This window comes from Rhodococcus sp. TAF43 (genome assembly GCF_052113525.1).
Classification (GTDB): domain Bacteria; phylum Actinomycetota; class Actinomycetes; order Mycobacteriales; family Mycobacteriaceae; genus Prescottella.
On the sequence record NZ_JBFRDL010000020.1, the window covers coordinates 1 to 15037 of the forward strand.

Annotated in this window: 14 protein-coding genes and 2 pseudogenes; 12 read left to right on the forward strand and 4 right to left on the reverse strand. The window is 66.2% G+C overall.

Annotation, left to right across the window (positions count from 1 at the left end; translation table 11 throughout):
- Positions 1-9 precede the first annotated feature (9 nt).
- The 4 genes and pseudogenes from AB4Z09_RS14190 to AB4Z09_RS14205 form a co-directional block, all read left to right on the forward strand.
- Positions 10-372 (forward strand): annotated as a pseudogene (locus tag AB4Z09_RS14190) (enoyl-CoA hydratase-related protein); the annotation flags it as partial.
- Positions 373-442: 70 nt separating this feature from the next.
- Positions 443-1636, forward strand: coding sequence for a thiolase family protein (locus AB4Z09_RS14195; protein ID WP_442240030.1), 1194 nt, complete (start codon positions 443-445; stop codon positions 1634-1636).
- Between the two features lie 83 nt (positions 1637-1719).
- Complete coding sequence (locus AB4Z09_RS14200) at positions 1720-2877, forward strand: acyl-CoA dehydrogenase family protein (protein WP_114720426.1); 1158 nt, start codon at positions 1720-1722, stop codon at positions 2875-2877.
- A gap of 99 nt (positions 2878-2976) precedes the next feature.
- Positions 2977-3273, forward strand: coding sequence for a putative quinol monooxygenase (locus tag AB4Z09_RS14205; protein WP_442240031.1), 297 nt, complete (start codon positions 2977-2979; stop codon positions 3271-3273).
- 58 nt (positions 3274-3331) lie between these two features.
- Here AB4Z09_RS14205 and AB4Z09_RS14210 read toward each other — a convergent pair whose 3' ends face one another.
- Together AB4Z09_RS14210 and AB4Z09_RS14215 are read right to left on the reverse strand one after the other, a co-directional pair.
- Positions 3332-3610, reverse strand: coding sequence for a hypothetical protein (locus AB4Z09_RS14210; protein ID WP_442240032.1), 279 nt, complete (start codon positions 3608-3610; stop codon positions 3332-3334).
- The gene (locus tag AB4Z09_RS14215) at positions 3610-5061 is read right to left on the reverse strand and encodes an MFS transporter (protein ID WP_442240033.1); all 1452 of its coding nucleotides are present in this window, start codon (positions 5059-5061) and stop codon (positions 3610-3612) included. Before AB4Z09_RS14215 ends, AB4Z09_RS14210 begins: the two co-directional genes overlap by 1 nt.
- Positions 5062-5122: 61 nt before the next feature.
- Between AB4Z09_RS14215 and AB4Z09_RS14220 the strand changes: the two genes are divergently transcribed.
- From AB4Z09_RS14220 to AB4Z09_RS14235, 4 genes and pseudogenes are all read left to right on the forward strand, one after another.
- On the forward strand, positions 5123-5749 hold the full coding sequence (locus tag AB4Z09_RS14220) for a TetR/AcrR family transcriptional regulator (protein ID WP_442240034.1): 627 nt from the start codon (positions 5123-5125) through the stop codon (positions 5747-5749).
- A gap of 131 nt (positions 5750-5880) precedes the next feature.
- The gene (locus tag AB4Z09_RS14225; RefSeq protein ID WP_442240035.1) at positions 5881-6687 is read left to right on the forward strand and encodes a TetR/AcrR family transcriptional regulator; all 807 of its coding nucleotides are present in this window, start codon (positions 5881-5883) and stop codon (positions 6685-6687) included.
- Positions 6688-6907: 220 nt separating this feature from the next.
- Complete coding sequence (locus AB4Z09_RS14230) at positions 6908-7126, forward strand: flavin reductase family protein (protein ID WP_442240036.1); 219 nt, start codon at positions 6908-6910, stop codon at positions 7124-7126.
- A gap of 68 nt (positions 7127-7194) precedes the next feature.
- Positions 7195-7539, forward strand: a pseudogene (locus AB4Z09_RS14235) (flavin reductase family protein); the annotation flags it as partial.
- On the opposite strand, the gene AB4Z09_RS14240 reads toward AB4Z09_RS14235, so the two are convergent.
- On the reverse strand, positions 7489-7629 hold the full coding sequence (locus tag AB4Z09_RS14240; RefSeq protein WP_442240037.1) for a hypothetical protein: 141 nt from the start codon (positions 7627-7629) through the stop codon (positions 7489-7491). The pseudogene AB4Z09_RS14235 and the gene AB4Z09_RS14240 sit on opposite strands and share 51 nt — an antisense overlap.
- A gap of 861 nt (positions 7630-8490) precedes the next feature.
- On the opposite strand from AB4Z09_RS14240, the gene AB4Z09_RS14245 reads away from it, so the two are divergent.
- Entirely contained in the window at positions 8491-9792 is a 1302-nt protein-coding gene (locus AB4Z09_RS14245; protein WP_442240038.1) for an MFS transporter, read from the forward strand.
- 153 nt (positions 9793-9945) lie between these two features.
- Here the strand turns inward: AB4Z09_RS14245 and AB4Z09_RS14250 are convergent, their stop codons facing one another.
- Complete coding sequence (locus tag AB4Z09_RS14250; protein WP_174907272.1) at positions 9946-11544, reverse strand: acyl-CoA synthetase; 1599 nt, start codon at positions 11542-11544, stop codon at positions 9946-9948.
- 183 nt (positions 11545-11727) lie between these two features.
- On the opposite strand from AB4Z09_RS14250, the gene AB4Z09_RS14255 reads away from it, so the two are divergent.
- The 3 genes from AB4Z09_RS14255 to AB4Z09_RS14265 all read left to right on the forward strand — a co-directional run bounded on the left by AB4Z09_RS14255 (position 11728) and on the right by AB4Z09_RS14265 (position 14992).
- Complete coding sequence (locus AB4Z09_RS14255) at positions 11728-12378, forward strand: TetR/AcrR family transcriptional regulator (protein ID WP_174907271.1); 651 nt, start codon at positions 11728-11730, stop codon at positions 12376-12378.
- An 83-nt stretch (positions 12379-12461) separates the two neighbouring features.
- A complete protein-coding gene (locus AB4Z09_RS14260) occupies positions 12462-13361 on the forward strand; it encodes an ABC transporter ATP-binding protein (RefSeq protein ID WP_174907269.1) in 900 nt (299 codons plus the stop codon).
- On the forward strand, positions 13358-14992 hold the full coding sequence (locus AB4Z09_RS14265) for an ABC transporter permease (RefSeq protein ID WP_114720406.1): 1635 nt from the start codon (positions 13358-13360) through the stop codon (positions 14990-14992). Before AB4Z09_RS14260 ends, AB4Z09_RS14265 begins: the two co-directional genes overlap by 4 nt.
- Positions 14993-15037: the final 45 nt, after the last annotated feature.

A 15037-nucleotide genomic window follows, 5' to 3' on the forward strand; every position in this document is an offset into this window, starting at 1 on the left:
GTGGTGTGATCCGGTGGTGTGATCCGCATGCAGCAGCAGATCCCCCGCAAGATCGCCCTCGAACTCGCGCTCACCGGCGCACCCATCACCGCGGTCGACGGCCTGAACCTGGGTCTGGTCAACCGCGTCGCACCGGCCGGCACCGCGCTCGAGGTCGCCCTCGAACTCGCCGCGAAGATCGCCGCGAACGCACCGCTCGCGGTGCGGGAATCGAAGGCCATGATCCACCACACCGCCGCCTACTCCGACTGGGAACAGGACGTGTGGGACCAGAACGCCAAGGCCATGGAAATCGTGTTCACCAGCGCCGACGCGCAGGAAGGACCGAAGGCCTTCGCCGAGAAGCGCCCACCGGTCTGGCAGGGCCGCTGACCTCACGCAACCCGTATCGGCGACCTTCTCCCCACCTCGCCGGTCACCACTGATTTCGAAAGGAACACCCATGACGAACGCAGTCATCGTCGACGCSGTCCGCCTCGCATCCGGCAAGGGAAAGAAGGGCGGCGCCCTCGCCRGCACCCACCCCGTCGAACTCCTCGCCGAAGTCCTACGCTCGATCATCGACCGTAACGACCTCGACCCCGTCCTCGTCGACGACGTCATCGGCGGCTGCGTCCAGCAGGTCGGCGARCAGGCMCTCAACATCACCCGCACCGCGCTGCTCTCCGCCGGGTTCCCCGARTCGGTGCCCGCCACCACCATCGACCGCCAGTGCGGATCGAGCCAGCAGGCCGCGCACTTCGCCGCACAGGGCGTCATCGCCGGCGCCTACGACATCGTCATCGCCTGCGGTGTCGAATCGATGAGCCGCATCCCCATGGGAACCTCYCCCATCGGCCAGGACACCGCCGGCCCCGGCATCGCCGCCCGGTACCCGGAAGGGCTGATCCACCAGGGCATTTCGGCCGAACTGATCGCCGCGAAGTGGAAGCTCGACCGCGAGACCCTCGACGCGTACTCCGCCGAATCCCACCGACGCGCCGCCGCAGCGGCCGCGAACGGCCTGTTCGACAAGGAGATCGTCCCCATCGACGTGCAGAACGCCGCCGGTGAGACCGTCTCCCACACCGTCGACGAGACCGTGCGCGCCTCCACCACCGCCGACGGACTGGGCGCCCTGAAGTCCGCGTTCCGCAGCGACGAGTTCTCGCAGCGGTTCCCGGAAGCGCAGTGGCACATCACTCCCGGCAACTCCTCGCCGTTCACCGACGGCGCCTCCGCSGTSCTGATCATGAGCGAGGAGATGGCATCCAAGCTGGGMCTSACCCCGCGCGCCCGGTTCCACTCGTTCTCCGTCGCCGGCGACGACCCGATGTTCATGCTCACCGCCCCGATCCCGGCCACCCACAAGGTCCTCGCCAAGTCGGGCCTGAGCATCGACGACATCGACGCCTACGAGGTCAACGAGGCCTTCGCCCCCGTCCCRCTGATGTGGGCACACGAATTCGGCGCCGACCCCGCCAAGCTCAACCCCCGCGGCGGCGCCATCGCCCTCGGCCACGCCCTCGGCTCCTCCGGCACCCGCCTGCTCACCACCCTCGTCAACCACCTCGAAGCCACCGGCGGACGCTACGGCCTGCARACCATGTGCGAAGGCGCCGGCATGGCCAACGCCACCATCATCGAACGCCTCTGACACACAGAACAACTCACCTGCGCACTCGGGCACACCCGGGTGTGCAGGTGTCTGTCCGCCCATGAACCCGCCAAGGAGACGGAATGCAGCGTAGACACTTCGAGGCCGACCACCAGGCTTACCGCGAATCGGTCCGCGAGTTTCTCGCTCGCGAGATCGAGCCACACTACGAACGCTGGGAGACCGACAAGCTGATCGATCGTTCTGCGTGGACCGCGGCGGGCAGGTCCGGAATGGTCGGCCTCGGCGTTCCCGAAGAGTTCGGTGGGTCGGGTGTCACCGACTACCGATTCCGACACGTCGTTGCGGAGGAGATCGCCCGGACGGCGGTCACCTCGTTCGGCTCCGGCCTGAGTGTTCACGACGACATCGTGATCCCCTACATCGTGCATCTCGGTACCGAGGAGCAGAAGCGGCGATGGCTGCCGGGCATGGCCGCCGGTGACCTGATCGGCGCGATCGCGATGACCGAGCCGGGGGCAGGCAGCGACCTGCAGGGTGTCAAGACCAGCGCGGTGCGGGATGGCGACGAATGGGTGATCAACGGACAGAAGACGTTCATCACCAACGGAATCCACGCCGATATCGTGATCGTGGTGTGCCGCACCGACCCCGAGGCAGGATCCCGGGGCTTCTCACTGATCGTCGTCGAACGTGATGCTCCCGGTTTCAGCCGCGGACGAAAGCTCCACAAGGTCGGGCTGGCCGCCCAGGACACCGCCGAGTTGGTGTTCGAGGACGTGCGCGTGCCCGCCGACAACCTGCTGGGCACCGAGGGGCGGGGTTTCATCCACCTGATGGAGAACCTACCGCTCGAGCGGATCTCCATCGCGGTGAACGCGATCGCAGCGGCGCGGGCAGCATACGAGTGGACGAAGTCGTATGTCTTCGAACGCAAGGCCTTCGGACGGCCGATCGGCGATCTGCAGAACACCCGCTTCGCCCTGGCCGAGATGCGCACCGAAATCGAGGTCACCGAGTCGCACATCGACCGTTGCGTTCTCGCACTCGGCGACGGCGAGCTCACTGCCGTCGACGCGTCGATGAGCAAGTGGTGGGCGACCGAACTCCAGACCCGCGTAGTCGACCGCTGCGTACAGCTTCACGGCGGTTACGGCTACATGATGGAGTATCCGATCGGACGCGCCTATGTCGACTCGAGAATCCAGACCATCTACGGCGGTACCACCGAGATCATGAAGGAGATCGTCGGACGGGACATTGCCTCCGAGTTCCGGTGACACGGACGCCCCGAACCGATCGACGAGGTCCTAGAGCAGTCGGACCGACCTGTCTGCGAATCGCAGACACATCATTCGCCCCACTACCGAGGAGTTGACATGGAATTGATCGCAGTACTGGAGTTGACCTTCAAGCCGGAATCCCTGGACAAGGCGCGCGAGGTGATGGCACGGGTACTCGGCGAGACTCGTGGATTCCCCGGCTGCGTGAGTGTGAAGTCGGTTATCGACGGTAGAGATCCCAATACCTGGCGTTTCGTCGAGACCTGGGAATCAGCCGAGCACGATGCCGCGTATCGCAAGTTTCGGGCCGGCGAGGGGGCCATCACCGATCTCGGTCCGCTCCTCGCCGCTTCGCCGTCACTCATGACGGGAACTGTCGACCCGCTCATGTGAGCGAACAGACCTGAACCGGCCTCTCTCCGTCGGGCGGTAGCGCAGCGCCGCTGTCGCCTCAGCAGTACCCGATGTGGGCACGGATGGCTCCGTCAGCTCGGAGCCATCCGTGCCCACACGTGTATTCCGACATCGCCTCGAAGCCGACCCGCCAGCCCTCCCCGACTCCGTCCGCGCCGGCAAGTAGCGTGACCGCAGCGGCGGATGTCCAGGCGGGCTCACCTTCGCGCCCGCCGCCCACCGCGGCTCCGAGAGCCTTTCCAACACCCGCGTCGAACCGGATCGCGGCGACCGGGCACGACGGCGAGAGGGAGTCGTCACAGTCGATGCGCGGCACTATAGGTCTCCTTGGGTGGCCTGCTCTGCTTCGGCACTGTTGGCGCCCGCCGTTCGAGCGGCAACCGCGAGGACTGCCACAAGCGCGGCGATGATCGCTGCGACCATGATCGCGACCCTGTATCCCTGGACGAGGCGCTCCAACGAGTCCGAGGCGTTCGAGTGCGCGGTCACCGTGGCGGCGGTGGACACCAAAACCGCGAGTCCGACCGCACCGCCAGTTCCTCGCGCAGTGTTGACCAGTCCCGAGGCGAGGCCCGCGTGCTCGGCGTCGATGCCGGTGGTAGCCAGGGCGACGCACGGCATGATGACGATGCTCGCCCCAGCAGCCCACACGAGCGTCGGTCCGAGAATGTGCAGCACGTAGCCGCTGTGCGTGGTGATGGTCGCGAGCCAGAAGAGCCCGGCCGCCATCAGAAGACCTCCCGCGGTGATGAGACGGCGTACCCCGAATGCGGCAAGCAGCGACCTCGAGGCGAGCGCACCGAGCGTGAGCACGATGCTCATCGGTACCAGCGCGAGACCGGTCCGCAGTGGACTATTTCCGAGGACTTGCTGCAGGTAGAGCGACAAGAAGTACATCGTGGCGGTCATGATCGCGCCGAGTCCCGCAATAACGGTGTTCCCGACCACGATATTGCGTCGGCGCAGAATCGACAAGGGCACAAGCGGTTTCGAGCTGCGCCGCTCGACGAGAACGAACAGCCCGAGAAGGGCGACCGCGGCAACAAGGGCCACTACGACGTACGGTGATGCCCAGCCGTGTGCTCCGGCTTGGGAGATGCCATAGGTCAGCACCCCGACGCCGAGAGTGACCGTCACCGCACCGGGCACGTCGAGCGCCCACCTCGCGCGCACCTGCGCCGGCGCGAGGGTCGCCGTCGCCAAGATCCACAGCAGCACGCCGATCGGCACGTTGATGAGCAGTACCCAGCGCCAACCCAGGGCCCCGGTGATCACACCGCCCAGCACCAGGCCGAGTGCACCGGCCGCGCTGGAGGTGGCGCTCCAGATCGCCAACGCGCGAGCGCGGTGTTCGCCGGTGTGGGTCGCGGTGAGCAGGCTCAGGCTGCTCGGCGCCAACGCCGCCGCACCGACACCCTGCACCAGGCGCGCCGCGATCAGCACAATCGGGTCGTGAGCGAGGCCGCCCGCGAGGCTGGCGAGGGTGAACACCGCGACCCCTGCGAGGAAGACTCGCCGATGGCCGATGAAGTCGGCGGCACGGGCGGCCAGCAGCAACAAGCCGCCGAAGGTGACCAGATACCCATTGACGACCCACTGTAGCGCCGATGGCGACATGCCCAGATCAAGGCGTATCTGGGGCAGAGCCACGTTCACCACCAGCCCGTCCAGGACCACCATCAGCTGCGCTCCGCACGCCAGGACCAGCACCACGGCCAATGGGACACGGGGCTTCATCACCGAGGACGGTTGGTAAACAATGTTCACCTTGGTGACGGTAGAGTGCGCCCGAGGCGGTGGTCAACCCTCCGCCGTAGGCTCGACAGCCATGGCTGCACGTGGACTGACCCGGGACCGACTCGTGGCGATCGCCCACCACTACGTGACTGAGCACGGCCTCGACGCCCTGACGATGCGGCGCCTGGCCGGCGCCGCCGGCGTCTCCCCAGGCGCCATCTACAAGCACTTCCGCGACCAACGGGACCTGCGCCGCGCGATGGCCGACGCTGTCTACGCCACCATCGACCTGTCCGACATCGACACCGACCAGCCGACTGCCGAACAAGTAATCACCTGCTGCATGCGCATGCGGTCCGCGATGCTGAAATTTCGAGACGGCGGCCGCATCGTCGCCGGCTCCTACTCGCCGTTCGCCGCGGCGGCGGCTCTCGGTGCAACACTGCGCACGCTCCTGCACGCGATCGCCCTTCCGTCCTTCGACGCGGGGAATCTCGCATATGTGTTGCGCAACTTCACCGTCGGATTCGTCATCGAGGAACAGGCCTACCTCGGTCTGGTCGCCAGCGGCGAATGGGACAATCTCATTCAGATGCCTCCCGGCCGCGAACCAGCCGAACCTGACGGAGCCTCCGACGCCATCACCATCCTCGGCGACAACCGCGATCAACGGTTTCGCGCAGGCATCGAAGCGGTCCTCGCCGGAACTGTCGCCTAGCCCTGACCTGGCACTAGTCGCTCGGGAGTCACACATCCCCCGGCCTGCGGCCCTGCCACCGTGCCATTCGATGATCCCGTAGCGACCCGGCCAGCCACGAGCGGTCTTCACCTGCCAGGTGAAGTCGAAGAATGACTCGGGCGCACCCGAATCATCTGAGCGGAAACATATTCCGAACGAAGAACGTTTACGTATCCCACAGGATCGGTGGATTCAGGCTTAGCTCTCAGCGCACCGCTCCGGCGCGGTCGATACGATTTGTGCCAGCAAGACTCGAACTGGAGGAGATCCGCGTGGCGCAGACGAACCGAACCGACCGCCAACGCATCGGGGCCAAGGGGCGGCAGACCGAGCAGACGATCAAGGATGCTGCACGCAAGGTCTTCGCGCGCGATGGCTACCTCAATGCCAGGATCACCGACATCGCTGACGAGGCCGGGAAGTCTCCGGCCGCGCTGTACAACTACTTCGACAACAAGCGCGAGATCCTCGAAGTGTTGTTGCAGGACTTCATGGATCTTGTCGTCGACCCGAGCGACGACGCCACACCCGTCAGCAGGTACACCAGGGCTACCCTTAGATCGGATGTCGCCGGCTTCTGGCGTGCATACACAGAATTCCTGCCCGAGTTGGTCGGCGTCCATCACGCGGCGGCAGTGGATTCCGAGTTCGTGCAGGTATGGATGAGTATGCGCGAAGTGGGTGTGCGGAAGATCGCTCGACTCGTCTCGGCGATGCAGGCCAAAGGCTCTGTGGACCAGGATCTGGACCCCTACGTCGCCGCTTCCGCGCTCTCGTCGATGCTCGAGCACAGCTGCTACTTGTGGCTCGGGATGAGCGCACAGGGATCCGGACGGCCGGCTTCCGACGACCAAGCGATCGACACCATCAGTTATCTGTGGTCGCGGTCCCTCGGGATCGGTGACGAAGTGCTCTGATACCGACCCGGTACCGGCCCTCCAACTATGCGAACAGCGACGCCCCCTGGGGACCTCGGGGGCCTTCCGGGCGCGCGGCGTTCCCGGAGGGCGTCGCACTTCGTAATCAATCACATTTCAATCAGTTTCTGCCAGAGGTATTTTCATGACGTAGACTCGAGATTCGTCGATCACCCCTGAGGTAAGCACCGACCCTGTTGTTCGGGACGGAGGTCGCGCCTTGCGGGATGATCTCGGGCACTTCACGTCGGGTGTGCTGATCGTGACAGGTGCCGTCGGCGGGCAACCGGTGAGCCTCACCTGTCAGTCGTTCTCATCCCTTTCGATCAATCCCCCGATCGTAATGTTCTGCCCCTCGAAGGCATCGACGAGCCGGCAGCAGATCAGGACATCGGGTGCCTGCTGCATCAATGCGCTCGCGGGAGCCAGCTCGAGCTGAGTAACCTCATCGCGCAACGGCGCGATGACTAATTCGGCGATGTCTTCTAGCGCACAGGAAGAACAGGGTCACCACTGATCGAGGGCTCCCTCGCGCATATCGAGTGCATTATCGATTCGGTTGTCCCGGGCAGGGACCGCAACATCGTCCCGGGCCTGGTCATGGAAGCCGCCTGGCAGCCGTCGGGTCGCCCGCCGGTATACAACCGCGGCCGGTACAAGCCCCTGACCGATCGTTGTTTGCGCACGAAAGAAACTCTTACGCAATTTGTTTCGCTCAATGCTCGACCCGACCAGGACCTTCGATATCCGACGCGGCAGGTTCCGCCTCACATTCGGGAGGCCCCGTCGAGATCACCGACGCTACGGCACGAACTGCACGCGCAGCGCCTTCTTGTCGATCTTGCCCACTGACGCCTTGGGGATCATCGTGGCCTCCGCAACTGCCGGACGGCGCGACCGCACCGGGACGACCGGCCATCGTCGGCGCACACGCCGGGTCACCACACCAGCGCGTTGCAAGAATCCATCTCTGTCAAACAGAAACGAATGGACAAAGAAGGCGCTGTACAGGCACTATATTGACTTACCGATCGATAGATCGGTCTTGACATCAGCGGCGTCGCAGCGGTTCAATCAGTCCTGGCTCATACCCGGTGAGTCCGGTCACACACTCGAAGGGATGTTCAGCCGATGCTGAGGAAGCCCGAACCGACTCAGGCAATCCACATGGCGACCGAGCATGCCTTCGGCCCACCCGGCGCCCACCGAACTGACTCGCAGCCGGCGCGCGCATGCGGCACGCACATGCGGCACGCAGTCCAGACCAGAGGAGGGCTGTGACCGCCGCGCTCAGAGTGTGCGGCATAGCGGGCAGTCTGCGTCGCCGACGTCATCACCGACTACGTCAAGCAACGATTCCCCCTGAGCTAGGCACCCCGGTATCGCCGACCACCGCCGCGAACACCGCGAGTCCGGCTTGCTCTAAGACTTCAGCCCTGCAAATCGATGACGTTGCGCATCAACCGATTCCGTAGAGCGAAGCTCATGGCGGGGAATCGGTGGTCTTGCACTCCATCAACAGCCGGGCGTCTGTGCACCTTCAGCCCAGTCCCGATAGGACGCCATCGCATCCACCCGAATCAATTGTTTGTTCGATAGGACACTCATCGCTATTGTCTGTGATGCGGGACTCCCCGCATCGCCTCTTCCACTCGCACCCGGGCACAACCACGCACCTTCGGAGTGGTCGACTGCCGCCCATACCCGAGTGGATCACTCTCTTGCGCAACGTAATAACAAATCATCCCCATCCAGAGCTTCAGCCCACGAGGGTCGAGAGCATCAGCCCGAAGGAATGACTGAATGACCGCAGAGCAGACTGCTGTTCCGATAGTCGCCCAAAGCCGACCCGACAACCGGCGCCGCGCCTGGAGCATGACGGGCCTCGTCGTGTTTCTCTACATCATCAACTATGCCGACAAAGCCGTCCTGGGCATCATCGCCCAGCCGATGGCCCGTGAACTGGGCCTCACCTCCGCCCAGATCGGCATGGTCGGCTCGCTGTTCTTCCTCACCTTCACGATCGGCGGCTTCTTCGCTGGTCCCCTGAACAAGTACCTGACGCTGCGCTGGGCGCTGCTCATCCTCGCCGCAGCATGGTCGGTGGTGATGCTGCCGCTGCTGATCTCGGCATCCCTGGTGACCCTCATCGTGGGTCGGATGCTCTTGGGACTCGCCGAAGGTCCGAGTTCTGCGCTCATGCACACTGCGACCTACTCCTGGCATCCACCGAACAAGCGTGGCCTGCCGGGCGCCTTCCTCATGGCATCGGGATCCATCGCGAAGATCCTGCTCGCCCCGGTCCTCACGTTCATCACCATCAACTACGGCTGGAAAACCACCGTCGCAGTCTTGACCGTCCTCGGCGTCACATGGATGGTGTGCTGGCTCATCGGTTGGACCGAGGGCCCCTACACGGGGAAGGCACCGAAGGCCGAGGCCGGCGATGCTGACGACGCCGTGGCGAGCGTTCCGTGGCGGAAGATCCTCCTCTCCCGTACATTCGTCAGTTGCGGCGCGCTCACGATCGTCGTCTACGGCCTGTCTACTGTGGTATTGACCTGGCTCCCTTCATACTTCGAACGTGGCCTCGGGTACAGCGCGCTGCAGGCCGGATCGATGCTCGCGATACCCGCCATCGTCACACTCATCCTGTTGATCACCTCGGGATTCGTGACAGACCGACTGATGGGACGTGGCGCGAGCTCCCGCACGGTACGGATCATCGTTCCGTGCATCGGCGTGCTGGTCTGCGGGATTGTTCTGGCGGCGCTGCCCCTCGTCGACGTACCGATGCTGGCGGTTATTGCGTTGTCGATCGGCTACGGTGCCGCCAGCATGGCGTTTCCTCTCATCAACGCGGCCATCTCGGAGCTGTGCCCACCTCAGCAGACGGCCGGCACCATGGGCGCCTTCCTCGCGACCATGGCCATCGGTGGGCTCATTGCGCCGTATGCGACGGGCGTGATCATCGACAACGCCGCCACCCCGACGGCCGGCTACACCCTGGTGTTCCAGGTGATCGGCATCCTCGCCGCCATCGCTGCCGTCGCGGCACTGCTGCTCGCGAATCCGGACCGCGACCGCCGCGCCATCCTGGGCTGATCGTCACCCGTCTGTTGATCCGGGAACCTCTCGCCGACGGAGTTCGCGGTCGACATCTCGACTCTGCCGCCGTGAGCGGATCGGCACATGCGTGGGGCCGGTAGTCGTACGACTACCGGCCCCACGCATGTGCGGCGGATAATCCCGGCAGACCTAGCCCGCCGTGACGACCTCGCGCGCCCAGCGGTAGTCGGCCTTGCCACTGGGGGACCGCCGGATCGACGGAACCACCACCACGGCACGCGGAATCTTGTAGCCCGCAACGTGAACGCGGCAGTGTTCGGCGATCTGGCCGGGGTCGGCGTCGTCGAAGCCGGGCCGCAACTGCACCACCGCTGCGACTCGCTCCCCGTACCGGACGTCGGGGGCACCGGCCACCAGCGCATCCATCACGGCGGGGTGGGTCTTGAGTGCCTGCTCCACCTCTTCGGGGTACACCTTCTCGCCACCGGTGTTGATGCACGTGGATCCCCGACCGAGCAGCAGGATGGTGCCGTCCTCCTCCATCCGACCCATGTCGCCCAGGATCGCCATCCGCACGCCGTCGACCACCGGGAACGTGGCGGCCGTCTTCGCCTCGTCCTTGTAGTACTCGAGCGGCACGTGTCCCCTGCGCGCGATGAAGCCCACGTCGTCGGAGCCCGGCGACATCGGCCGGAACTTCTCGTCGACGAGGATCATGTTGGGGTTGGAGCGGATTCGCTTCGTGCCGTCCTCGCCGAACTCGACGATGCCGTCGTGACCGGTCTCGGACGCGCCGAATGCGTCCTTGATCGTCAGGCCCGGGATCATCTCGCGCAGTTCGTCCTTGAGCTTCGGGGAGAACAGCGCACCACCCGAGCCCATCATCTTCAACGAACTCAGGTCGTGGCCCGCCCCGTGTTCGCGGATGGCGTCGGCGATCGGGCGCGCGATGGCGTCGCCGACGACCGTGATGCCCGCGAGCTGCTCGGCCTCGACCAGACGCGGCACGTCGGCCGGGTCGAACGTACGGGTGAGGACGCGCCGCTCGCCCATGAGGAAGGCGATGAGGAGCGAATAGATGGCCGCCCCGTGCATCAGCGGCGGAATCAACAGGTACGCAGAGGGTTCGGTGTTGGCGGTGGCGCCGGCCACCACCTCCTCGAGCGAACGTCGGGGGGCGCCGCCGACGTTTCCACCACACAGCGCCGCGAAGTAGAAGTCCTCGTGCCGCCACACCACGCCCTTCGGCATCCCCGTGGTGCCGCCCGTGTAGATCACGAAGTGGTCGTCCGAACTGCGCGGTCCGAAGCCGCGGGTGTCGGGCTGCGCGGCGAGGGCGTCCTCGTAGTCGACCACCGTCACGGACTCGAAACCGGCCGGCAGCCCGTCGTGCTCGCCGACCACGACGACGTGCCCGATGCCCGGGCACTGCGGCAGAGCCACGCCCGCGGTCGCGAGGTACTCGTTCTCGACGATGAGCGCGACACTGTCGGAGTTGCTGTACAGGTACACCAGTTCGGCGTCGGTGTACCGGAAGTTGACGTTGATCGGCACCGCGCGGATCTTCATGCAGGCCAGCAGGGCCTCCACGTATTCCATCCGGTTCCGCATATGGACCGCCACGTGCTGCCCGGGCTGCACTCCCACCGACTCGAGGTGGTGCGCGAGCCGGTTGGCCCGGCGGTCGAGCTCGGCGTAGGTCCGGCGTTCGTCCCCACACACCACCGGCACCCGGTCCGGAATCGCATCCGCGACCGCTTCGTACAGGTCGGCGATGTTCAGCGTCACGTAAGTCCATCCTCACTTCGGCAGGCCCGGATCGCGGGTCAATTGTTCGCGAAGCTAACACAATCGGGTGTTTGTTGGGACCAAAATCGTTGTGCCGGTTTCGCGTCAAGATCCTGTCAGGAACGCGGCCGTCCCCTTGCGGGGGTTGAACAGGCGAGTAAGACTTTGAACATGTGTTCAGCCATGGCTGTTCCGTCCGACCGGGACCTCAACACCCGCGCCCGGATCCGCGATGCCGCGATCCGCGTGTTCGGTGAACAGGGGTTCGACGCCGGGATCCGCACCGTCGCGACCGCGGCGGGGGTCTCGCCCGGCCTGGTGAACCACCATTTCGGCTCCAAACAGGGCCTACGGGCGGTGTGCGACGAGGAGGTCCTCGGCATCATCATCGCCGAGAAGACGGATGTGCTGACGGCGTCCAGTCCGGCGCGCATGCTCTCCTCGTTGTCGGAGCTCGAGCGGTACGCGCCCCTGGTGGCGTACCTCGTACGCAGCTTCCAGGCCGGGGGGCGGCTCGCGACGTCACTGTTCGAGCACATGGTTGCGGGCGTCGAGGCGTATCTCGAGGCGGCGGTCGCCGAGGGGCGGGTGCGCGCAAGTCGCGACCCGACCGCACGCGCACGCTACCTCACCATGAACAGTCTCGGGTCGACCCTGCTCTACCTGCAGATGCGGTCCGACGATGACCGGTCCACGGACTACGCCCGCGCGATCCGCGACATGACGGACGAGATCATGCTGCCGGGCCTCGAGGTCTACACCGAGGGACTGTTCGTCGATTCGTCGATGCTCGACGCCTACACCGGCGTCCACCCCGACCCCGACCCGGGCTGAAGGGACCCCTCGTGCGCCCGCAGCGCGTAAAGGGACCCTTCAGCCGATCCGTTGCCCCACATTCCGTCTCCCGAGGAGAAGGCATGACCAACATCATCGAAATCGACAAGCTCGTGAAGACGTTCGGCGCCACCCGCGCCCTCGACGGGTTCGATCTCACGGTCAGCGAGGGCGAGGTGCACGGTTTCCTCGGCCCCAACGGCGCCGGGAAGTCCACCACCATCCGGGTTCTCCTCGGACTCCTCCGCGCCGACGGCGGGACGACGAGACTGCTGGGCCGCGACCCGTGGCGGGACGCGGTGGAACTGCACCGCGAGATCGCCTACGTACCCGGCGATGTCACGCTCTGGCCGTCGTTGACGGGCGGCGAGATCATCGACCTGCTCGCGCGGATGCGCGGTGGCCTCGACACCGCACGCCGGGCCGACCTGATCGAACGGTTCGACCTGGACCCGCGGAAGAAGGCGCGCACCTACTCCAAGGGCAACCGGCAGAAGGTCGCCGTGATCTCGGCATTCTCGTCACACGCCCGGCTGCTGCTGCTGGACGAGCCCACGTCGGGCCTGGATCCGTTGATGGAGAAGATCTTCCGTGACTGCATCGCCGAGGCAGGCGCGCGCGGCGTGACCGTACTGTTGTCGAGCCACATCCTGTCGGAGGTGGAGGCGCTGTGCCAGAAGGTCACCATCATCCGGTCCGGCAGGACGGTCGAGAGCGGCACGATCGACTCGATGCGTCATCTCAGCCGCACGTCGATCACCGCCGAACTCACCGCCGATCCGGGCGACCTGGCCGCCATTCCCGGGGTCGCGGACATTCGATTCGACGGCCGCACCCTGCACTGTCAGGTGGATGCGGACGCCCTGGGGACGCTGATTCGCACGCTCGGCGACATCGGGGTGCGGAGTCTGGTCAGCACGCCCCCGACGCTCGAGGAACTGTTCCTGCGGCACTACGAGCTGACGGAGGAGGTGCGGGTATGACCACCACCGCCGCGCCGGTCGCGTCGGTCCGGACGGATCGACGGTCGCCCGCCCATTTTGCCGGGACCGGCGCACTGCTACGCCTGTGCCTGCGACGTGACCGGCTGATCCTGCCGGCGTGGTCGATCACGATCGGTCTGCTGCCGATCGTGTACGGCAAGGCCATCGCCGGGCTGTACACCACCGACGCCGCCCGCACCGCGTTCGCGGAGTCGACCGCGGCCCTGAAGTCCGAAATCGCCTTGGTAGGACCGATCTTCGGCTCGAGCGTGGGGGCCCTGACCACGTGGCGCGCCGGTTACCTGTTCACGTTCCTGGCCGTCGCCGTGATCCTCACCGTCGTCCGGCACACCCGCACGGAGGAAGAGACCGGCCGTACCGAACTACTCGACTCCACGTCCATCGGCCGGTACGCGGGCCTCACCGCCGCGCTGCTCGTCGCGGGTATCGGCGCCACGATCAGCGCGCTCGTCGGCACCCTCGGTCTGATCGGTATCGGTACCGGCGCAACGGGTTCCATCGCATTCGGCGCCGCGGTGCTCGGCGCCGGTGCGGTGTTCGCCGGGGTCGCCGGTGTGGCCGCCCAGGTGAGCACCGGGGCACGGCTCGCGCGCGGCATCGCCTTCGCCGTCCTCGCGCTCGCCTTCCTGCTCCGCGCGGTGGGCGACGCCACCTCCGGGACGCTGTCGTGGCTGTCCCCCATCGGCTGGGCCCAGCAGGTGCGGCCGTACGCCGACGAACGCTGGTGGGTGCTGCTGCTACCGGCGGTCACGACCGTCGTACTCGTCGCCGTCGCGTACCGCCTCCTGTCCCGACGCGACCTCGGCGCCGGTCTGATCGCCGAACGGCCCGGGCCTGCGGCATCACCGCCGTCGCTGGCCGGCCCCGTCGGGCTCGCGTGGCGCACGCAGCGCGGGTCGATGATCGCCTGGACGGTGGGCCTGACCGTGTTCGCACTCGTGATCGGCGGCGCCGCACACGGTGTCAGCGATCAGCTGGGCGACAGCGAGCTCATCACCCAGGTCCTGGCGCGGCTCGGTGGGCCGTCGGCGCTCGAGGACTCGTTCATCGCGATGGCCTTCACGATCCTGGGGCTGGTATCCAGCGCCTACACCGTCTCCGCGACACTGCAACTGCACGACGAGGAGGAGTCGGGCCGGGCAGAGTCGATCCTCGCCGCGTCGATCGGGCGGGACCGGTGGGCGATGAGCCACATCCTGTTCGCGCTGATCGGCCCCGCCGTCGCGCTCACCGTCGCCGGACTGGCGGCCGGTTTCGCGTACGGCGCGTCGGTGGACGACATCGGTGGCGAGGTTCCCCGGATCCTGGGCGCCGCTCTGGTGCAGCTGCCCGCCGTCTGGCTGGTCACCGGCATCACCGTCGCACTGTTCGGGGTGCTGCCGCGCTTCGCACCCGCGGCCTGGGCGGTGTTCGGGACGTTGATGGCGCTGTACGTGTTCGGGATGGTCGCCGATCTGCCACAGCCCCTGCTCGACGTCGTCCCGTTCACCCACCTCCCCAAGCTGCCTGGCGGCGAGTTCCAGGCCGCCCCGATCGTCTGGTTGCTGCTGATTGCCGCGGCACTCCTGTTCGCCGGACTGGCCGCGTTACGCCGCCGGGACCTCCGCTGATCAACCCCTGAACGGGAATGCACGGCGCACTTTCGAGACCGAACC